Origin of the sequence: Streptomyces albicerus (assembly GCF_008905045.1) — a bacterium.
Classification (GTDB): Bacteria; Actinomycetota; Actinomycetes; order Streptomycetales; family Streptomycetaceae; genus Streptomyces; species Streptomyces albicerus.
The window spans coordinates 192,928-211,923 of record NZ_VWMY01000001.1 but is presented as its reverse complement, the minus strand read 5'-3'; the positions used below and the strand labels follow the sequence as shown (position 1 = coordinate 211,923).

Genomic DNA, 18,996 nt, shown 5'->3' with positions numbered 1-18,996 from the left:
CGGGGGCTCACGCCGGACTCACGGCGGGTTCGCCGGTTGCCGGCTCACTGGACGAGACGGGTTCGCTCGAGACGGGTTCACTGGATGCCGGTTCGCTCCGCGTGGGTTCGACGGGCGGAGGATCGGCGGAGGTGGGCTCCACCGGGGGTGGCGTACTCGACGCGGTCGGGGTGGGCGGGTCGGCAGTCGTGGGTTCGTCCGTGGTGGGCGTGCTCGACGTCGGCTCGTCCGTGGTCGGTCCGCCCGTGGTGGGGTCGCTGGTGGTCGGGTCGTCCGTGGTGGGGCCGCCCGATGTCGGGTCGTCCGTGGTCGGCCCGTCCGTGGTCGGACCGCTGCCACCACCGCCCGACGTGTCCGTCCCCGGAGGCGGACTCGGCTCCCCGTCGTCCCCCTCCACACTCAGGGCAACGGCCTGACCGAACCGCAACTGCGTCCCCGGCCCCGGAGCGGAGCCCGTCACCGGTGCGTCACCCGGAGGGAGCTCGTCGCCGGAGTACGTCACGGCAAGGCCGAGAGCCGCCAGCTGCTGACTGGCCTCGTCGAAGGTCATCCCCGTCAGGGGCGGCACCGCGTGCTGCTCCGTCGCGTCGAACGTCGTGTCGCTCTCGCCGGTGCTGCCGACCGGGCGGTTGATGCCCCGGTCCGGGTTTTCCACGTCGACGAGCGCGATCTGCTCCAGGGGCCCCGGCGAGGGTTTGACGGTCACCACGGCGGACTTCTCGTAACCGTCCCACTTTTTGTTACCGTCCTCGAACTTGACCGAGACCTTCTCGGGATCCTTGTCGAAGGACTGCAACGGATTTCCGCACGAGCACTTCACGGCGGGAAGTCCTTGGTCATTCACCAATACCGCGATCCCCGCCTCGAGCAATGCGTCGAAGGCGACAGCCTTGCCCTTCTTGTAGTCGTGGTTCTTCACGAGAGTGTCGTGACGGAGCAGGACGGGTGTGAGATCGTCGACGTACTCGTCGATCCGATCAGGCGTAATGCCCACGATCCGTGCCCATTCCCGGGCCTTTTGGCGGTTCTTGGGATCGGTGAGGAAATCCTTGAGTCGATCGACGTCACAGACCTTCGGCTTCTGCGTACCCCCGTACAGACCTGGGGTGTTGCCCTGCTGCAGGCCGCTGTGCGGTCGCTGCGACTTGACTTTCCGGTCGTCCCTGCCCAGCGATCCGTTCTCTTCGAAAAAAGGTGCGAGTGACGGCACTCCAGCGGCGACGGCCTTCACCGCGAACAGGCGTTGTTCGGTGCATCCGCTGAGGATCAGTACAGCGGCCAGTAGAACGGCAAGCCTTCGGACCACGGTTTTCCCGGTCCTCAGCAAGCATGCGTGAATTGTCATGACCGCTCCCCCCGGCGGTTCCCCCGTAACCCTGCAGAGCGGAAGCAGGGCGTCACGCATCATGCTACTGAATGGAAAAGCCTTTCAGTCAAGGAGAATTATCAAAGTGCACGGAGTGACCGAAAGGAAGGAAAGTGACCGAAAGGAAAGGAAGAGACTCAGCGACTGCGTGCGTTGAGTGAGGCCAGATAGGCGTTGTACGCCTCGAGTTCCTTGTCGCCGTCACGGTCGGCGGCCCGGTCCGTACGCCGAGCCTGCCGCTGTTCGGAGCGGTACCACTGGAAGAGCAGCGCGAGCAGCACGAGCACGGAGGGGATCTCGCTGAACGCCCAGGCGATGCCGCCCGCCGCGTTCTGGTCGGCGAGCGCGTCGATGCCGAGCGATGCGGGCGGGTTCTTGTACGTCTCGACCATCGGCTCGGACGCCATCATCAGCGCGATGCCGAAGAACGCGTGGAACGGCATACCCGCGAACAGTTCCAGCATCCGCATCAGATAGCCGGGCCGGTGCGGACCGGGATCGATGCCCATGATCGGCCAGAAGAACGCCAGGCCGACGGCGAGGAAGTGGCACATCATCACGATGTGGCCCGTCTTGGACTCCATCAGGAAGTCGAAGACCGGGGTGAAGTACAGCGCGTACAGGCTCGCGATGAACAGCGGGATCGTGAACGCCGGATGCGTGAGGATCCGCGTCAACCGGCTGTGCAGCAGCATCAGCAGCAGCTCGCGCGGCCCCTTGCGGTCGCGGCCCGCCGTCGGCAGCGCCCGCAGCGCCAGCGTGATCGGCGCACCGAGCAGGATCAGGATCGGCGACAGCATGCTGATCACCATGTGCTGCACCATGTGCACGCTGAACATGACCATGCCGTAGTCGTTGAGCTTGGTGCACAGCACGAGCATGACGCTCAGGACACCGACGACGAACGCCACGGTCCGCCCGACCGGCCACGCGTCACCGCGCCGGACCAGCCGCACCACACCCCATCCGTACAGCGCGAGCCCCACAAGACAGGCGACGAGAAAGAACGGGTCCGCGGACCACTCGAGCCCTCGTCCCAGCGTGAACGGCGGCAGATCCATGGTCATGCCGTGCCCGCTGTGATCCATCCGCCGGCTCCTGTTTCGTACGGGTTGAGCGCTGTCTGTCCGCACCAGAGTAGAACTGACCCCGGTCACTGTTATGACCGGGGTCAGTGCAGCGCCCCTCAGGGGCGCGGGGCTGTGTCAATATGCGGCTCCGCCGCGATGGGGGTCCCCCCGCTCGAGCGAAGCCGAGAGTGGGGGAGCGATCAGCCACACGAGACCCGCAGCCGGCAGACAACCTCACGGACCGAGCTCTCACCCGCAAGTCAGAGAACGCACTCTGCTTCCTCGTACCGATCCTCAGGAACCGTCTTCAACGTCGCCACAGCCTCGGCAAGCGAAACCATCACGATGTCCGTCCCCCGAAGCGCGGTCATCTTCCCGAACTCCCCCCGGTGCACAGCCTCCACGGCATGCCATCCGAACCGGGTGGCGAGCACACGGTCGTACGCCGTCGGCGTACCCCCGCGCTGAACGTGCCCGAGGATCACCGGACGAGCCTCCTTGCCAAGGCGCTCCTCCAGCTCGATCGACAGCTGTCGGGCGATACCCGCGAACCGCTCGTGCCCGTAGATGTCCTTGCTGCCCTCGTCATAGCTCATCGTGCCCTCGCGAGGCTTCGCACCCTCCGCGGCCACGACGATGGCGAACCTCTTGCCCGCGGAGAAGCGTTCGCCGACCTTCGTGGCCAACTCCTCGATGTCGAAGGGCCGTTCCGGCACGACGATCGCGTGCGCGCCCGCGGCCATGCCGGAGTGCAGGGCGATCCACCCGGTGTGGCGCCCCATGACCTCGACGATGAGGACGCGCTGGTGGGACTCGGCGGTGGTCTTCAGCCGGTCCAGGGCCTCGGTCGCGACACCGACGGCCGTGTCGAAGCCGAAGGTGACGTCCGTCACCGCGATGTCGTTGTCGATGGTCTTCGGCACGCCGACGATCGGCAGGCCGCCGTCCGACAGGAGGCGGGCCGCCTTGAGCGTGCCTTCGCCGCCGATCGGGATGATCGCGTCGAGCCCGAGTTCCTCGACGTGCCCCCTGGCCCGCTCCACACCGTCACGCAGATGCGCCGGCTGGACCCGGGAGGAGCCGAGCATGGTGCCGCCGCGAGCCAGGATGCCGCTCACCGCGTCGAGGTCGAGCTTGAGGTAGTCGCACTCCAGAAGGCCTTTCCAGCCGTCCCGGAAGCCGATGACCTCGTCGCCGTGGTCGACGACGGCGCGGTGCACGACGGACCGGATGACGGCGTTCAGGCCGGGGCAGTCGCCGCCGGACGTGAGGACACCAATGCGCATAGCCCGGAATACCTTCTCAACGTGGGCCGGAGACCGGACCACGCTGTCCGGCTGGACGCCGCCACCCTACCGGCGGCAGGGGGCGGGTCCGCATCGTGCGTCCGCCTGCTGGACGCCCCCGCACAGGTGAGCGGACGCACTGCCAGACGGGCTGTGCCCGTGGGGTCAGGCAGGCTGCTGAGCAGCCGTGATGCGCTCGGAGCGCAGCGCCTCGTACCACCGGTCGTCGATCGGCGGCAGCGCGTTGACGTCGAGCGCCAGCTTCAGCAGGTGGTCCGCGATCAGCGGGTTCCGGGCGAGCACGGGCCCGTGCATGTACGTACCGAAGACCGTGTCGTTGTACGCGCCCTCCGTGCCGTCGCCCGTGCCGTTGCCCTTGCCGAGCTGCACGTTCGCGAGCGGGCGGGCGGTGGGGCCGAGGCGGGTGATGCCCTGGTGGTTCTCGAAGCCGGTCAGCGGCGGCAGGCCCAGGCCCGGGTCGATGTCCCCGAGGACGTCGCCGACGCACCGCTCGCCCTCGCCGCGAGTGGAGACCACGTCGAGCAGGCCGAGGCCCGGCTCGCGCTGTCCGAGGTCGTTGATGAACTCGTGGCCGAGGATCTGGTAGCCGGCGCAGACGGAGAAGACGATCGCGCCGTTGCCGACCGCGCGGTGCAGACCGCCGTCGCGGCGCAGACGCTCGGCCGCGAGCCGCTGCGGCCGGTCCTCGCCGCCGCCGATCAGATAGATGTCGCCGGAGGTGGGGATGGCCTGGTCGCTGCGTACGTCGAGACGGGCCACGTCCAGACCGCGCTGGCGGGCCCGGCGCTCGACGACGAGCGCGTTGCCCTGGTCGCCGTACGTGCTCAGCAGGTCCGGGTAGATCCACACCAGCCGCAGGCTGTTGTCACTCATTCTCTTCGTCCTCCGGGGATCAGTTGCCGACACGACGCCGCAGGTCCTGGAAAGCGGTGTAGTTCGCGATGACCTCGATGCGTCCCGGCGGCGCCATCTGCACGGCTTGGTCGAGGCTCTCGCAGACCTGGAAGTGCTGGTTCGCGACCTCCAGACGTACGGCCAGGTCCAGCTTCCGGTCGCCGAGCACGAAGATCGGGTGCCCGGTGAGCCGGGTGTAGTCGACGTCCCACAGCCAGGAGGTGTCGGTGCCGTCGGCGCCGCGCGCGTTCACGGAGAGGATCACCGGGGTCGGCGGCGGGTCGATCAGGGAGAACGTCTCCAGCCAGCCCGCCGGGTTCTTGGCGAGCAGCAGACGCAGGTCGCGCTGCATGAACTGCACGACGTCGTAGCGTCCCGCCACGGCCTGCACCTGGTACATGCGTTCCAGGGCGACCTGCGGCGGCACGCCGAAGACGGCGGCGACGGCGGCCGACGACGCGGCGTTCGCCTTGTTGGCGCGGCCCGGCAGCTGAAGGTGGATCGGCCAGGCCGAACCGTGCGGGTCCAGGACGTGGTCGCCGGAGAGCGCCCAGCTCGGCGTGGGACGGCGGAAGCCGCACTCGCCGCAGAACCAGTCGTCGCCGGGGCGCTGCATCACACCGCCGCAGGACGGGCAGGACCAGGCGTCGTCCTTCCACATCTGCCCGGCGGCCACCCACACCACGTTCGGCGAGGAGGACGCGGCCCACACGACCAGCGGGTCGTCGGCGTTGGCCACCACGACGGCCTTCGAACCCGCAAGGCCCTCGCGCCAGTGCTCGGCCATCATGCGGGTCTCGGCGGCGCGGTCGAGCTGGTCGCGGGAGAGGTTGAGCAGCGCGATGCACTTCGGGTCGGTGTCACGTGCCACACCGGAGAGGTACTTCTCGTCGACCTCGATGACGGCGAACCGCGAGTCCGAGCCGCCGGCCAGCGCGGAGGTGATGCCTGCGGGCATGTTCGCGCCCAGCGCGTTCGAGACGACGGGGCCCGCGGCGCGCAGCGCCTCGGCGATCAGCCGCGTGGTGGTGGTCTTGCCGTTCGTGGCCGACACCAGGATGACGTCCAGGTGCTGGGCGAGCCGGGCCAGCAGGTCGGGGTCGAGTTTGAGCGCCACCCGGCCGCCGATCACCGATCCGCTGCCGCGGCCGGCGGCACGCGACGCCGCCGCGACCGCCTTGCCCGCCGTCACGGCCAGCTTGGCCCGCGGCGACAGCGGGTCCGAGTTGCCTGCCATCAGTTCCCGATCCTCCTTGCGTACGGCGCCGCGCCCTGCTCCCGGCAACGTGTGGCCCTCAGCCTATCGAGATCCACTCACGGGCCCGAATCGCGGCACCTCCGCGGCACCCGCGCGACATTGAGGACCGTACCCTTGCCGCCATGCGACACGGCTCGATCCCGGGCGCCCGAGGGCGCGTCCTTCCTCTGTCTTTGCTCGGTGACCCCGTGTTGCACACACGGTGTGAAGAAGTCACGGAGTTCGGGCCTGAACTGGCGCGGTTGGTCGAGAACATGTTCTCGACGATGTATGCGGCAGAGGGAGTTGGGCTTGCCGCGAATCAGGTGGGGGAGTCGTTGCGGGTCTTCGTATACGACTGCCCCGATGACGAGGAGCGGCGGCATGTGGGGCATGTGGTGAATCCGCGGCTCGTTGAGGCGGACGGGCTGGTGTTGCGCGGGCCCGAGGGGTGTTTGTCGTTGCCTGGGCTGGAGGCGGGCACCGAGCGGTTCGACCATGCCGTGGTGGAGGGGTTCACCGTGGACGGTGAACCCGTGCGGATTCATGGCACCGGGTGGTTCGCCCGGTGCCTTCAGCACGAGTGCGATCACCTTGACGGTGGGCTGTATGTGGACCGGGTCCGTGGGTGGCGCCGCCGAAGGGTGATGCGGCAGGCCGCGCGGGCCTCTTGGGGGCGTTGAGGGTTGTGGGTTCGCTGCGGGTTCGTTGTGGCTGGTCGCTCCCCCACTCTCGGCTTGCCGAATTTTCCTCCGTGGGTGCACCCTGGTGGTGAGGGACCACCAGGGGAGGGACCATGATCACCGCCACACTCACCGCCCGGCAGATCTTGCGCGTCTCGCAGGACAAGAGCGGTACCGAGCGCAGCATCGACGAGCAACATGCCGAGACCGCCTCCGCGCTGACCGTGCACGGCATCACGCTGACCGGCACGCCGTACAGCGACGTGGGCAGCGCGAGCGACTACGCGAGGAAGAGCCGTGACGGGTTCGGCCAGCTTCTCGCCGATCTCCGGTCCGGCAAGTTCGGTGCGGACTGCCTCGCCATGTGGGAGAACAGCAGGGCGTCCCGGCAACCCCGAGAGTGGATCGCCGTGGCCGACGCGTGCCGTGACCGGGGCATCCTGATCTTCATCACCACACAGCGGCGCAACCCGATGTACGACCCCCGCAACGGCAGCGATTACGCGGACCTGGTGGACGAGGCGGTCAAGGCGATGAGGGCGTCGGCCCTGACATCAGAGAGGGTGCTACGGGCATTGAACTCGAACCTCAACCACGCGGACGGCGCGAAGCCACAGGGACAGACCCCGCTCGGATTCGAGCGCGAGTACGCGATGACGAAGGTCAACGGCAAGACCGCGATGCGGCCGGTCGGCCAGAAGCCGGACCCCGAGACGGCACCGTTGATCATCGAGCTGTTCCAGCGGCTCCGGCGGGGGCACTCGTTCCTGTCGATCGAGCGGGACTGGAAGGCACGCGACATCCGCAGCCGTCGCGGTAACCACCTGTCGGCGCAGAATCTCCGCGCGGTGGCCGCGCGGAAGGCGTACATCGGCATCCGCGTCCACAAGGGCGAGGAACTCCCGGCGGCGTGGCCGGTCATCGCGGACTACCCGGGCTCGCCCCTGACGCCGGACGCGTTCGTGACCCTGTTCCGCGAGGTGCAGGTCATCCTCGCCGACCCGGCCAGGGTGACCGCGAAGCCGGGCGCCGGGAAGCACGTGTTCTCCATGACCCTCAAGTGCGACGAGTGCTCGGGTCCCGAGAAGGTGACCACCCGGCATGCGGAGCCGCAGTACGTGTGCCGCGACCGGGGGTGCACCCGGATCGACAAGGCCGAGGTGGACCGCCTCCTGACGCAGCGGATCATCCGCGCGCTCAGCCGCGAGGACGTGTACGCCAAGCTGAACCCCGCCGACGCCGAGGACGCCGCTCTGGAGTCCGTACGCGACGCCCTGAGGGCGAAGCGGGCCGAGTTGGGGGAGCTGGAGGCCGCACCGACCCCGGCGGGCGCCCGCGCCAAGCTGGCCATGATCGGTGCCATGGACGAGCTGGAGGCCGAGATCGCCGAGCTGGAGGCCGAGGAGTCCAGGTGCACGGCACCCAACCCGCTCGCGTCGGTGTTCCCTCCGGGGCCGGACGTCGCTGCCCGCTGGGAGGCCGCCGACGTGGCCACCAAGAGGCAGGTCGCGCGGTTGCTGCTCGTGCCCGAGCGGCTCGGCGAGGTGCGTGTTCAGCGGAGCCCCAGGCCCGGCGAAAAGGTGCCCGCATCCGAGCGTCTGACGCTCCGTCGCGTCTGATCGAAAAAGATTCCCCCCTGATCATTTACATCTCCATCTCACGTATACGATGGAGTTGGAAACGGTACCCGGACCGCAATTGCGGCTCCGGGTTCCGTGCTTTCGGACCACTTTTACAAATCAGCAAAGGAGCGAGCGATGCCGAAGAGGCCACTCAATCTGAAGAGTCTCGAATTGGCGCGGCTCCGCGCGGCCATCGCCACGAAGGACTGCCCGGAGACACGGGCCGCCTACCTGCGGGGCGTCGCGGCGCACGCGCGGCGCGAGGCCGACCGGCTCGACCGCGAGGCGGATGAATTGCTGGCCATAGCGGCCTGATCAGTGGGTGGTTGCCCTCCCTGTCCCCTCAACGGACGGCCTCCACTGAAAGGCCTGGAAATGGCCAAGGAAAAGACCCCGGAGGGACCAATCTCCGGGGCCCGGGAAAACGGATATGCCCACTACGACCAGGATAGCGCGGAGGCGCGGAAGCTGGCCGAGTGGGAGGCCGAGGACCCGCCGCTTGATGGCGCGGTCGTGGCGCAGATCGCCGCACTCCTGCCGAGGGGGCCGCGATGACCGCCGACGCCGCCATGGGCGCGGCCTCCATCATGGGCGAGACACCGGCCGCCTCCAACGGGCACAAGCAACTCAGTCCGGCAGATCGTCAGTTGCTGCTCGACTCAGCCATCACGCCCGAGATCATCGAAGCGTCCGGCGCCTTCACGGACCCGAACGGCCGTGGCCTGTGGCTGCGATGGAGCGACGGAGTCACGGCCGCCACGATCCTGCGCATCCCCAAGCACATGCGGAAGCCGGACGGCCCCAAGTACATCTGGCCCGGTGGCCAGACGACCTACCTGGACAAGATCCGCGACACCGGCGCCGACAAGGTCTTGATCGTTGAGGGCGTCGGGCAGCACCTCGCCGCCGCCTCGTACGCGCCCCCCGGCTGGGACGTGTTCGGCATGTGGGGGTGCGACGGCATCCACGCCAAGACGGATCTCTCCTGGGCCGCAGGGAAGGACGTGTGGCTCAGTGTCGACGCCGACCGGCACACCAACGGCAAGGTTGCCGGGGCCGTCGGGAGGGTGTCCGCGCTGCTGAGGGACGCGGGCGCGGAGTCGGTGCGGGTGACGGATCTGCCGGACGCGGCAGGGGCGCACACGGGCATGGACGACTTCCTCGCCACCGTGGAGCCGGACGGCCGAACGGCCGCGCTCACGGACCTGATTGAGAAGGCCAGGGACGACGACGACGTGTTCCTGTCCCGCGACGATCTCGACAACCTGCCCGCCGTGGAACCGCTGATCGAAGGCCTGATCAACCGGCGGTCCATCGTGTGGATCTCCGGCCGGTATGGCACGTACAAGACGTTCCTGGCTCTGGCGTGGGCGTGCTGCATCGCGACCGGCCAGCCGTGGGAGGGCCGCGCGGTCCGGCTTCAGGGTCCGGTGGTGTACGTGGCCGCTGAGGGTCAGGCCGGTCTCAAGGACCGACTACGGGCCTGGGAGCTGACGTTCAACGGCGGGCGCAAGGTGGACCGGATCATCCCCACCAAGAGGGGCCTGGACCCCCGCAACCCCAAGCACATGGCCAAGCTCACGCGGAAGATCAAGAAGACCGGCGCGGTCCTGGTCGTGTTCGACACCCTGCACCGGTGCACGCCCGGCATGAAGGAGGACTCGTCCACCGAACAGGGCGTCGCGTTCGGGGCCTTCCAGAAGCTGAAGGACGACACCGGCTGCACGGTGGCGGTCCTCGCGCACACCGGCTACGGGGGCGAGCACGCACGGGGTTCCAGCTCCCAGGAGGACGACTCCGACGACGCGTACGTGATCAAGCGGGCGGACAACGGCCTGGGGCCCCGCACCCTGATCCGTACGAAGTCCAAGGAGGGCAAGGACGGGCAGCGCTATGCGCTCGTGCTGAAGAACCTCGACCCGTTCGACAAGGACGGCGAGAGCCCCGCATACGTGACCCTCGCGGACGACGCGGCCGGACTCCTCATGGCGGAAACCAAGGTCGAGCAGATCGTCCGCGTGATGGACGAGGCCGGTCTTCCGGACGAGACGGGCCGCGAGGGTGCCAAGCGACTGCTGAAGGACCAGGGCATCAAGGCCGGTACCGACGACATCGGGAAGGCCGTGAAGATCCGAAAAACCAGGGAGGAAAACGATCCTCCATTGGCCCCTGACTGACCGGCTGACCGACCGGACCCCCTTTAGGGGGGGATCCGGTCAGTCAGGTCCTGACCGGTGGCTGACCGGACTGGCCGGTCAGGTGTATTCGCTGGTCAGAGCCCCTGTAGTCCCTGACCTGACCGGAACCTGACCGGACTGGCCGGTCAGCCACCTGACCGGCCAGTCCGGTCAGGTATTCGATCAAGAAAATGAGGAATCCGATCATGGGACGCGACAAGCCCAAGAAGCCCCGACGGCCGCGCACCCCCGGCGAGATCGTCAACGCCCTCGCGGACGCGTACCGGTGCAGCCACTGCCACAGCGAGACGGGGCCGCTGGTCGAAGCGGTCCCCGGCATCTACCGCCTGGAGATCCAGCACGACGACTCGTGCCCGGTCCGCCGGGGCGTCCTGCCCGACCTTCCCGATCTCTTCCGCGCCATCGACGCGGCATGACCAACGCCCCAGGTCACAGCATGATCAACCTCAGCCGGCGTCAACCGCAACAGGAGACAACATGACCACGCCCATCGAGCCCATGCCGACCGCCGAGCAGCGAGCCGAGTTCGTCTCGGTCGCGGCCATGAATCTGATCAACGAGTTCGAGAGGTGCGTGGTCGAGCTGACCAAGGACCCCATGGCACCCGCGTACTTCGCGGGTCTGGCGGAGGCGGTCCTGAAGATCGAAATCACGCCCGTTCCGGACGAGTACCCGCGCTCGCGGTTCCGGATCATCCCGCTGAAGACCGAGCCCGACGAGCCGGACGACGACACCCCCGGCTACCTGTAAGCGCGACCGCCGGGACATCACCCCCGACGGCCGCTTGCCCCGGAGAACGGACCTCCGAACCATGCTCGAAATCATAGTGATCATCGCGCTCGCGGTCGCGCTGCTGTGGGTGCGAAGCGCCCGGCGGGCGTATCGCATCCGCCGTACCGAGCGACTCAGGCTGCGTGCCCTCAACCCGCCCCGGTACGGACGACGAGCGGCGACGTGGGTACTCCGGCGCACATTCTCCCGGCGGTTCCTGTGGCACCCTCCCACGGGCCGTACAGCCATGATCGACCCCTGTCCGGTGGCCCGTCGCGGACTCTGGCGGACCGTCAAGATCCGGATTGATCAACACCTTCTGGTGGCCGGTCTCACCGGATCCGGCAAATCGAGCACCTGCCGCGTCCTGGCCGACTGGGCACTCCGCGCCGGTGCGCGCGTGATCCTCGTGGACCTCAAGCCCGGAGCGCCCGAAGGCGCCCTCTACGAAGGCCGCGCGGAGGTCATCACCAGCGCGGCCGGACTCGTGACCCGCGTTCGGGAGTTGCTTGCCAACCCGCCCGGCGGGCGGATTGCCACCGTGATCATCGTGGACGAAATGGCCACGCTGGTACGGCAGTTGAGCGAGAAGCAGCTCGACGAGTTCGCCTCACTGATGGACGTCGCGAGGATCTACGGCATCTCGATCTGGTGTGCGGTGCAGCACCCGTCCCGCGAGACCGTCCCGAGCAAGATCCAGGCCAACATCCAGGCGGTCATCTGCCACAAGGTCAGGTCGAAGATCGAGAGCGACGTGATCTTTCATGATCCCGAGTGGCGCCCCGACCAACTCAGGACGCCCGGAGACGTCTTGGTCCAGGAGGGCAAGCGCGGGCCGGACAAGCTCCGGGCGCTGTGGCTCTCGCCGGAGCGGTTCAAGCTCTCCGCTGAGTGCTTGACCCCGCACTTGGACCCGGAATCCGGCCGGAATCCGGACCCGGTGGAAACGAATGCGCCCCCGGGCGCCTTCGTAGACAGCTCACGTGAGCTGTGTGCGCCGCCGGTCGAGCTGACCGCGAATCAAGAGCTGGTCGCCATGGCGCTCGAAATCGAAGGCCGCGCGCTCACCGCGAAGGCCATCGCCGAGGGCTGCGACCTGCCCGCGAACCGCACCCATGAAGCCCTCGCGGCCCTGGTCGGCAAGGGCATCGTGTCCAAGCTGCCCGACCGGTACCCCGCGCTGTTCCAACTCGCCCCCGCTCACAAGGAGTTGTCATGACGTACCCCCCGATGCCCGTCAAGGAAAAGAAGATCCGCAAGCCCTTCAGTGAGTCCGTGCCGGACGTGATCCTCGCGGTCCTCGCGGTCGCCGGTCTGGTGATCAGCGGCTGGTCCCTCGGCACCCTCCTGCACGACACCGCCGGTGCCCCGTGGCCGGTCGCGGGCTTCGCGGTCGCGGTGTTCGATCTGGTCGCGATGGGCGCCTGTGTGCTGGTCTACCAGCGGCGCCACGACCCGTGGTCGGCCCTGGGGGCGCGGCTGGTCATGACCGGTGCCCTGGTCGCCTCAGCGGCCGTGAACGGTGCCCACGGCTACGCCCTGGGTGGCTGGACCACGGCCGCGATCCTCGCCGCCGCTCCGCTGAGCTTCGAGGTCATGTTCGAGCTGCGTCACCGCACCCTCACCGCGCTGGTCTGGATCCTGTTCCGGAAGGAGACCATGTCCCGGCTCCGGTACGACGTGTGGGGGCGGGTCGCGATACCGGTCGGCACAGGTCGGCTGACCCTGGACGGGTCGCCTCAGCAGATAGCCGACACGGTCAACCGGATCGAAGCCGTGCCCGAGCCGCTCGCGAGCGCTCCCGAGCCGCTCAAGAGCCGCGCTGAGCGGCTCAGTGAGCTTCGTGAGCGGCTCGCGGAGGCCCCGAACCTCACCGGCCCGGAGGCCGCCGACCTGTTGGGTGTTTCTCTGGCCACGGCGAAGCGCGATCTGGTCTCGGTCCGCGCTGCCCAGAACGGTGACGGATCATGAACGCCGCGACGGTGGCGCTCCTCGTGTCCGTGGTGGCCCTGGTCGTGTTCTTCACCGCCCACGGCCACGACCGCTTCAGGATGATCATCGGCGCCGTATGGGGCTCCGTGGTCGGCGCGGCGTTTGGGCCCGAGCTGAGCGGGTGGCTCGGGCGGCTCTTCGGCTTCTTCCTCTGATCTGCCGCTATGCCGCGTACGGAACAATCGGACCCGTCCTGGGGTGGCCGTATCCGGCCGGTCGCCCCAGGACGCCCTGGACCCCTTTGCGGACATCCACGTACTCTGCTTTGTAGCAGCCAGTCACGGCCGCGCGACCGCCCCTGGGGGGCGTCGGCACCGTGGCTCCGGCCGGAACCACGATGAAGCCTTGGACGAGGCATCGGTGATCCACCGGGAGACGGCGATTCACGATCACGCCAACTCACCGGAGACACCCATGTCCACGTTCGACCCCTTCACGGCCTCTGTCGACGAGATCGACAGCCACATCGCCGCCGCGTCCACGCCCGAGCTGATGGACGACATGCGCGAGATCGACGCCCGCGCCGGTGGCGGCGATCTCGCAGGATCCGCTTCCGTGTTCTACCACCGCGCGCACGCCAGGGTGATGGACGACTTGAACGCCCTCGCCCGCGCGGGCAGCACGGAGGACGGCACCCCTTTTACCCGGGGGGGTACCTCTGAGCCCTGGCAGGCCCGTAGCCAGACCCACGACCGCGCCCTGCGCACGGTGGACTCCCTCGTCCGCTCCGGAGAGCTTCCGGCCTACGGTGCCCAGCGCGTCGAGAAGCTCCTGAACGACGGTCTGCCGCGTGACCGCGCGCTCGCCGCCCGGTGGGCCGTGGCCGCCGGTGACCCGGCCTACAGCAGCGCGTTCGCGCGGCTCCTGGCCGACAGTCAGCGCGGGCACATGCTGTGGACCCCGGAGGAGCACGCCGCGTTCAGGCGGGCGTCAGGGGTGCACGACGAGCTGCGCGCCCTCAGCACGGCCGACTCAGCGGGGGGCTACATGATCCCCCTCACGCTGGACCCGGCGATCATCCTCACGAACGACGGCAGCACCAACCCGCTCCGGGCGATCTCCAGGGTCGTGCAGACAACCACGGGCTCCTGGAAGGGCGTCACGTCGGCAGGCACTACGGCCGAGTGGAAGGCGGAAGCTGTCGAGGTGGCCGAGCCCGCGCTCACGGTGGGCCAGCCGGACATCCCGGTGCACTTCGGGGACGTCTTCTCGAAGTACTCGTTCGAGGTCGGCATGGACGCCGTGGATCTTCTCGGTCAGCTCCGGGTGGTCCTGGCCGACGCAGCGGCGCAGCTCCAGAACACCGCGTACACGACCGGCACCGGTACGGGTCAGCCCAAGGGCCTCGTCACGGCCCTTGCGGGTACCGCGTCGGAGATCAACACGACCGGCACGGAAGCTCTCGTGGCCACCGACCCGTACGCGCTTCAGAACGCGCTAGGCCCGAGGTTCCAAGGCCGAGCACAGTGGATGGCCGCGCTTCCGATCATCAACACGTTCCGTCAGTTCGAGACCGGCTCGGGTGCACTCAAGTTCCCTGAACTCCGGTCCGTGCCCCCGCAGTTGCTCGGCCGCGCCATGAACGAAAACTCAAACATGGACGGAACCATTGTCACCACGGCCACAGCCAACAACTACGTGCTGGTCTACGGTGACTTCAGCCAGTTCGTGATCGTGGACCGCATCGGATCTTCGGTCGAGCTGATTCAGAACATGCTTGGTGCCAACCGCCGTCCCACGGCTGAGCGTGGAGTGTTCCTGTACTTCCGCACTGGCAGCGACGTGACCAACGCGAGCGCGTTCAGGCTCCTGGACGTGCCCACCACAGCATGATCGGTAGGCCAGTGGGTACATGATCAAGAGACACCGACGATCATCGCGCTGAGGATGCCTTCTGGGGACGCGATGATCGTCGGCTTGTGTTTGCACTGCAAATCGATCAGCGGTTTGCTGCTGCGTGATCATGTGTGTTGCATCTGCAAAGACAGGTCTGATCATGATCGCGGGCGAGATCAGGGACATAACCGCAGGTCAGAGGACCGGGTAGGGGGCGGGGCCGATCACGTAACACGAGCCCCGCCCACCCCAGACGCCCTAGCGGCCCCAACCGACCCTGTAACTCACCAGCCACAAGATCGTAAAGAGGCCGAAACCCCGAGGTCAGAGGCATGATTTTTTTGCTGATTTGTGTTGGGGAGCAAACTGGGTGCAAACGTGATCAAGGAGCCGTAACGCTCGTAACGGCCGCAAATTGCAGCAAATCGATCAAGCTAGGCTGGCCGTGGTCGAGGAGGCGGGTTACGGCGGTCCGCCAACTCCCGACGGCGCCCGAGGGGTTGAGCCCGGCTTCGCTCCCCCGGGGCGCCGTTCCATGATCAGCGGTGGCAGCCACAGGTGCAGCGCCGGACGAGCAAGATCCCGAACGAGTGCGGAAGCGGGACATCCTCGGTCTGGGTGCACTCGTCGTGCAGGTCCTCGTACCCCGGCCGCCGCGCGAGCGCGCACTCAGCGGACATCCCCGTGGTGTTCACGGCGGGCAGGGTCATCGCACGGCCTGCGGCGTCCGGCACCGGGGACACGAGCAGCGCGGGAATCCGACGGTGTCCGGCTGGAGCCGTTCGGGGTCTCCGGCGTCCACCTCGTATCGGGGGACAAGATCCGTCCGCCGCCCGTCCCGGTCGATCTTGTACACCTCGATGGTCATCGCCATGGTCCCTCGCCCCTCGCCCCACTCATGGGTTACACAATGTCGCCGGAATGTCACCCTGCGCGGCGGCAAAGGGGGCGTCATTTGGGCGTTATTCGAGACGACATTTCGGCGTCATAGCGCGTACGGTGATCTGTATGAGCACACCGAACAGCGCACTGCGAGCGGTCCGCATGGGGCTGCTCATGTCACAGGACGACTTCGCCCGCGCGATCCGGGAAGCCGGGACCCGCGCCGGACAGCCCAACGACGCCAACAAGCGGCTCGTTCAGCGGTGGGAGGCCGGAACCACGGCCGCGCCCCGGCCGGTGTACGCCCGCGCCCTGGAAGCCGTGACCGGCCTCCCGATCGAGTCCCTCGGCTTCGCCCCCGTGCCCATGGCGCGCGTGTCTGACGACGGGCACGGCGGTCACGATCTCGTGGACAGCCCGACCGGCGTGCCCGTGGCCAACGGCACCCCGACGCCCCAGACGGCCCCGCGCGGTAACTACTCGGGGGTCTGGTTGTCCCGGTACGAGTTCGTCTCGTCCGGCCGGGACAACGAGGTGTTCGTGGGGCTGCATCACGTGGTGCTGCTCCAGCACGGCAACCGGCTGACCGGCCGCAGTCTGCCGAACGCGTCGGTGAACCCGGACTCGCCGCTGACCCTTGATCTCCAGATTGAGGGCAACGTGGTCACCGGCACGTGGACCGAGCAGACCGCGACCGAGGGCTACTACCGGGGAGCGCGGTACTTCGGGGCGATCCAGATGATCGTGGAGCCGACCGGCCGCCGCATGGCCGGGAAGTGGGCCGGATTCGGCAAGGACCACGACGTGAACACCGGGCCGTGGGAGCTGCGGTTCCTGGACGCCGACACCGGCAAAGCCACGCTCGACCGGTACAACCGGCCGCCGGACGCGTGATCAGATAACGGTCCCCCCACAGAAGGCAAATCACCTTCGCTCGAGCGGGGGGACCCCCATCGCGGCGGAGCCGCATATTGACACAGCCCCGCGCCCCTGAGGGCGCGCCCTGGTGTGCCGGAGTCGGAAAGTGCGTCGGAACCAGAAGCCGGGCCCCGAGTCAGAAGCTCGGGCCACCGAGTTTGTCGCCCGCCGCTGCCAGTCTGCCCCACAGCAGGTCGGCCAGGGCGCGTACCAACTCCGCGCGTGAGCAGGGGCGTTCGCCCAGCCACCAGTCGCCGGCCGCGTGCATCATGCCGACGATGCCGTGGCCCCAGACGCGGGCCAGTTGCTGGCTGTCGGGGCCCAGGTCGACGCGTTCCTCGATGACCTCGGCGAGTTCCTCGCCCATGCGGCGCAGCAGAGGAGCGGAGTGCTTTCCGACGTCGAAGCCCGGGTCGCCGGGCGAGGCGCCGTCCGACGGATGCATCAGGAAGCGGTACACCTGAGGGCGTGCCTCGATCGCCGCGAGGTAGGTGTCCAGTGTGGCTTCCACCCGCTCCCGGCGCTCGGCCGGTGCGTCCAGGGCGGCGCGCAGTGCCTCGAGGAGGGCGTCCGTGTGACGCTTGGCGAGGGCGGCGTACAGTCCACCCTTGTCGCCGAAGTGGCGGTACAGGATCGGCTTGGTGATGCCCGCCTCCGCGGCGATCGCGTTCATCGAGGCGCCCGGGCCGTCGCGGAGCACCACCCGGTCGGCGGCCTCCAGCAGTTCGCGCCGTCGGCGGTCGGCGGACCTCTGCTGATCGGTCCGCTGCGTGGTGTCCATGTGCTCTCCCCACCCGTGCTGATTCGGTGACGCCTGCGCAACGTAACACCCGCACGCGATTCTGCCTCGAACGGGCTGCCGGGTGAGAACGGGGAGTTGACTTTTCCTACCCGCTGGTAACAGGCTACCGTTACCGCAAGTAACACTTGATTGCAGTGCTGGAGGGGACATGGCCGAGTTCACCATGGAACTCAACGACGAACAGAAGGAGGTCCGGGACTGGATCCACGGGTTCGCCGCCGATGTGATCCGCCCCGCGGCCGCCGAATGGGACGAGCGCGAAGAGACTCCCTGGCCGGTCATCCAGGAGGCCGCGAAGGTCGGCATCTACTCCCTGGACTTCTACGCCCAGCAGTACTTCGACCCCACCGGCCTCGGCATACCGATGGCCATGGAGGAGCTGTTCTGGGGCGACGCGGGCATCGCCCTGTCGATCGTCGGCACCGGCCTCGCCGCGGTGGGCGTCCTCGCCAACGGCACCGAGGAGCAGATCGGCACCTGGATCCCCCAGATGTACGGCGATGCCAACGATGTCAAGGTCGCTGCCTTCTGCTCCTCCGAGCCCGACGCCGGCTCCGACGTCGCCTCGATGCGGACACGTGCCGTGTACGACGAGGCCAAGGACGAGTGGGTGCTCAACGGTACGAAGACCTGGGCGACCAACGGAGGCATCGCCAACGTCCATGTCGTGGTCGCGGTCGTGGACTCCGAGCTCGGCTCGAAGGGCCACGCTTCCTTCATCGTTCCGCCGAACACCCCCGGGCTTTCCCAGGGGCAGAAGTTCAAGAAGCACGGCATTCGTGCCTCGCACACCGCCGAGGTCGTGCTCGAGAACGTGCGCGTTCCCGGCTCCTGCCTGCTCGGCGGCAAGGAGAAGCTCGACGAGCGGCTCGCCCGGGCGCGTGAGCGGGCCAAGGCGGGCAACGGCGAGCGGCTGAAGAACGCCGCGATGGCCACGTTCGAGGCGTCGCGACCTGCCGTCGGGGCCATGGCTGTGGGCACGGCCCGGGCCGCGTACGAGGTCGCGCTCGACTACGCCAAGACGCGGGAGCAGTTCGGGCGGCCGATCATCGACAACCAGGGTGTGGCCTTCCAGCTCGCCGACATGCGTACGTCGATCGACGCGGCGCGGTTGCTGGTGTGGCGTGCCTCTTGGATGGCCGTGAGCGGGAAGCAGTTCACTTCGGCGGAGGGGTCCATGTCGAAGCTGTTCGCCAGCGAGACCGCCAAGAAGGTGACCGGGCAGGCCATTCAGATCCTCGGTGGGAATGGGTACACGCGGGAGTATCCGGTGGAGCGGATGCATCGGGACGCGGCCATTTACACGATCTTCGAGGGTACGAGTGAGATCCAGCGGCTGGTAATTGCTCGGACCTTGTCGGGCATGCCGATTCGGTAGCGCCATTGAGCTGCTGTCCGAATCGGGCTGCGGGCCCGTC

General features: G+C 68.1%; 20 protein-coding genes. 12 read left to right on the top strand and 8 right to left on the bottom strand.

Annotated elements, in window-relative coordinates:
* Window positions 1-7: 7 nt before the first annotated feature.
* The 5 genes from GAS53_RS00970 to GAS53_RS00950 all read right to left on the bottom strand — a co-directional run bounded on the left by GAS53_RS00970 (window position 8) and on the right by GAS53_RS00950 (window position 5,874).
* On the bottom strand, window positions 8-1,306 hold the full coding sequence (locus tag GAS53_RS00970) for a DUF6777 domain-containing protein (RefSeq protein WP_225858640.1): 1,299 nt from the start codon (window positions 1,304-1,306) through the stop codon (window positions 8-10).
* Between the two features lie 197 nt (window positions 1,307-1,503).
* Window positions 1,504-2,454: a cytochrome c oxidase assembly protein gene (locus GAS53_RS00965; RefSeq protein ID WP_151475424.1), complete on the bottom strand. Its 951-nt coding sequence runs from the start codon at window positions 2,452-2,454 to the stop codon at window positions 1,504-1,506.
* A 242-nt stretch (window positions 2,455-2,696) separates the two neighbouring features.
* On the bottom strand, window positions 2,697-3,722 hold the full coding sequence (locus GAS53_RS00960; RefSeq protein WP_151475423.1) for a 6-phosphofructokinase: 1,026 nt from the start codon (window positions 3,720-3,722) through the stop codon (window positions 2,697-2,699).
* Between the two features lie 165 nt (window positions 3,723-3,887).
* Window positions 3,888-4,616, bottom strand: coding sequence for a type 1 glutamine amidotransferase (locus GAS53_RS00955; RefSeq protein ID WP_151475422.1), 729 nt, complete (start codon window positions 4,614-4,616; stop codon window positions 3,888-3,890).
* A 19-nt stretch (window positions 4,617-4,635) separates the two neighbouring features.
* Window positions 4,636-5,874 carry a MurT ligase domain-containing protein gene (locus GAS53_RS00950; RefSeq protein ID WP_151475421.1) on the bottom strand — a complete coding sequence of 413 codons (1,239 nt, stop codon included), beginning with the start codon at window positions 5,872-5,874 and terminating at the stop codon, window positions 4,636-4,638.
* A gap of 143 nt (window positions 5,875-6,017) precedes the next feature.
* Between GAS53_RS00950 and def the strand changes: the two genes are divergently transcribed.
* From def to GAS53_RS00900, 10 genes are all read left to right on the top strand, one after another.
* A complete protein-coding gene (def, locus tag GAS53_RS00945; protein ID WP_151475420.1) occupies window positions 6,018-6,557 on the top strand; it encodes a peptide deformylase in 540 nt (179 codons plus the stop codon).
* A 113-nt stretch (window positions 6,558-6,670) separates the two neighbouring features.
* Complete coding sequence (locus tag GAS53_RS00940) at window positions 6,671-8,176, top strand: recombinase family protein (protein WP_151475419.1); 1,506 nt, start codon at window positions 6,671-6,673, stop codon at window positions 8,174-8,176.
* A 138-nt stretch (window positions 8,177-8,314) separates the two neighbouring features.
* Window positions 8,315-8,494 carry a hypothetical protein gene (locus GAS53_RS00935; protein ID WP_151475418.1) on the top strand — a complete coding sequence of 60 codons (180 nt, stop codon included), beginning with the start codon at window positions 8,315-8,317 and terminating at the stop codon, window positions 8,492-8,494.
* 236 nt (window positions 8,495-8,730) lie between these two features.
* The gene (locus GAS53_RS00930) at window positions 8,731-10,356 is read left to right on the top strand and encodes an AAA family ATPase (protein ID WP_151475417.1); all 1,626 of its coding nucleotides are present in this window, start codon (window positions 8,731-8,733) and stop codon (window positions 10,354-10,356) included.
* Window positions 10,357-10,562: 206 nt separating this feature from the next.
* Entirely contained in the window at window positions 10,563-10,793 is a 231-nt protein-coding gene (locus GAS53_RS00925) for a hypothetical protein (protein ID WP_151475416.1), read from the top strand.
* Between the two features lie 61 nt (window positions 10,794-10,854).
* Window positions 10,855-11,127 (top strand): hypothetical protein, encoded by a 273-nt coding sequence (locus GAS53_RS00920; RefSeq protein WP_151475415.1) that lies wholly within the window; start codon window positions 10,855-10,857, stop codon window positions 11,125-11,127.
* 61 nt (window positions 11,128-11,188) lie between these two features.
* Entirely contained in the window at window positions 11,189-12,367 is a 1,179-nt protein-coding gene (locus tag GAS53_RS00915) for a type IV secretory system conjugative DNA transfer family protein (RefSeq protein ID WP_151475414.1), read from the top strand.
* Window positions 12,364-13,119 (top strand): hypothetical protein, encoded by a 756-nt coding sequence (locus tag GAS53_RS00910; RefSeq protein WP_151475413.1) that lies wholly within the window; start codon window positions 12,364-12,366, stop codon window positions 13,117-13,119. The genes GAS53_RS00915 and GAS53_RS00910 overlap by 4 nt, the downstream gene beginning before the upstream one ends.
* On the top strand, window positions 13,116-13,295 hold the full coding sequence (locus tag GAS53_RS00905; RefSeq protein ID WP_151475412.1) for a hypothetical protein: 180 nt from the start codon (window positions 13,116-13,118) through the stop codon (window positions 13,293-13,295). Before GAS53_RS00910 ends, GAS53_RS00905 begins: the two co-directional genes overlap by 4 nt.
* 259 nt (window positions 13,296-13,554) lie before the next feature.
* Window positions 13,555-14,973, top strand: coding sequence for a phage major capsid protein (locus GAS53_RS00900; RefSeq protein WP_151475411.1), 1,419 nt, complete (start codon window positions 13,555-13,557; stop codon window positions 14,971-14,973).
* Between the two features lie 542 nt (window positions 14,974-15,515).
* Here GAS53_RS00900 and GAS53_RS54910 read toward each other — a convergent pair.
* Window positions 15,516-15,671 carry a hypothetical protein gene (locus tag GAS53_RS54910; RefSeq protein WP_192582901.1) on the bottom strand — a complete coding sequence of 52 codons (156 nt, stop codon included), beginning with the start codon at window positions 15,669-15,671 and terminating at the stop codon, window positions 15,516-15,518.
* 11 nt (window positions 15,672-15,682) lie between these two features.
* Entirely contained in the window at window positions 15,683-15,844 is a 162-nt protein-coding gene (locus tag GAS53_RS54905; protein WP_192582885.1) for a hypothetical protein, read from the bottom strand.
* A 140-nt stretch (window positions 15,845-15,984) separates the two neighbouring features.
* Between GAS53_RS54905 and GAS53_RS00895 the strand changes: the two genes are divergently transcribed.
* Entirely contained in the window at window positions 15,985-16,752 is a 768-nt protein-coding gene (locus GAS53_RS00895; protein ID WP_151475410.1) for a helix-turn-helix domain-containing protein, read from the top strand.
* 160 nt (window positions 16,753-16,912) lie between these two features.
* Here GAS53_RS00895 and GAS53_RS00890 read toward each other — a convergent pair whose 3' ends face one another.
* Complete coding sequence (locus GAS53_RS00890; RefSeq protein WP_151475409.1) at window positions 16,913-17,557, bottom strand: TetR family transcriptional regulator; 645 nt, start codon at window positions 17,555-17,557, stop codon at window positions 16,913-16,915.
* 169 nt (window positions 17,558-17,726) lie between these two features.
* On the opposite strand from GAS53_RS00890, the gene GAS53_RS00885 reads away from it, so the two are divergent.
* The gene (locus tag GAS53_RS00885; protein WP_151475408.1) at window positions 17,727-18,956 is read left to right on the top strand and encodes an acyl-CoA dehydrogenase family protein; all 1,230 of its coding nucleotides are present in this window, start codon (window positions 17,727-17,729) and stop codon (window positions 18,954-18,956) included.
* The last annotated feature ends 40 nt before the right edge of the window (window positions 18,957-18,996 follow it).

Bases quoted from the DNA above. Each gene is read 5' to 3' on its own strand.
- GAS53_RS00965 (WP_151475424.1), bottom strand. From the start codon at position 2,454: ATGGATCACAGCGGGCACGGCATGACCATGGATCTGCCGCCGTTCACG.
- GAS53_RS00960 (WP_151475423.1), bottom strand. From the start codon at position 3,722: ATGCGCATTGGTGTCCTCACGTCCGGCGGCGACTGCCCCGGCCTGAAC.
- GAS53_RS00955 (WP_151475422.1), bottom strand. From the start codon at position 4,616: ATGAGTGACAACAGCCTGCGGCTGGTGTGGATCTACCCGGACCTGCTG.
- GAS53_RS00950 (WP_151475421.1), bottom strand. From the start codon at position 5,874: ATGGCAGGCAACTCGGACCCGCTGTCGCCGCGGGCCAAGCTGGCCGTG.
- def (WP_151475420.1), top strand. From the start codon at position 6,018: ATGCGACACGGCTCGATCCCGGGCGCCCGAGGGCGCGTCCTTCCTCTG.
- GAS53_RS00940 (WP_151475419.1), top strand. From the start codon at position 6,671: ATGATCACCGCCACACTCACCGCCCGGCAGATCTTGCGCGTCTCGCAG.
- GAS53_RS00935 (WP_151475418.1), top strand. From the start codon at position 8,315: ATGCCGAAGAGGCCACTCAATCTGAAGAGTCTCGAATTGGCGCGGCTC.
- GAS53_RS00930 (WP_151475417.1), top strand. From the start codon at position 8,731: ATGACCGCCGACGCCGCCATGGGCGCGGCCTCCATCATGGGCGAGACA.
- GAS53_RS00925 (WP_151475416.1), top strand. From the start codon at position 10,563: ATGGGACGCGACAAGCCCAAGAAGCCCCGACGGCCGCGCACCCCCGGC.
- GAS53_RS00920 (WP_151475415.1), top strand. From the start codon at position 10,855: ATGACCACGCCCATCGAGCCCATGCCGACCGCCGAGCAGCGAGCCGAG.
- GAS53_RS00915 (WP_151475414.1), top strand. From the start codon at position 11,189: ATGCTCGAAATCATAGTGATCATCGCGCTCGCGGTCGCGCTGCTGTGG.
- GAS53_RS00910 (WP_151475413.1), top strand. From the start codon at position 12,364: ATGACGTACCCCCCGATGCCCGTCAAGGAAAAGAAGATCCGCAAGCCC.
- GAS53_RS00905 (WP_151475412.1), top strand. From the start codon at position 13,116: ATGAACGCCGCGACGGTGGCGCTCCTCGTGTCCGTGGTGGCCCTGGTC.
- GAS53_RS00900 (WP_151475411.1), top strand. From the start codon at position 13,555: ATGTCCACGTTCGACCCCTTCACGGCCTCTGTCGACGAGATCGACAGC.
- GAS53_RS54905 (WP_192582885.1), bottom strand. From the start codon at position 15,844: ATGACCATCGAGGTGTACAAGATCGACCGGGACGGGCGGCGGACGGAT.
- GAS53_RS00895 (WP_151475410.1), top strand. From the start codon at position 15,985: ATGAGCACACCGAACAGCGCACTGCGAGCGGTCCGCATGGGGCTGCTC.
- GAS53_RS00890 (WP_151475409.1), bottom strand. From the start codon at position 17,557: ATGGACACCACGCAGCGGACCGATCAGCAGAGGTCCGCCGACCGCCGA.
- GAS53_RS00885 (WP_151475408.1), top strand. From the start codon at position 17,727: ATGGCCGAGTTCACCATGGAACTCAACGACGAACAGAAGGAGGTCCGG.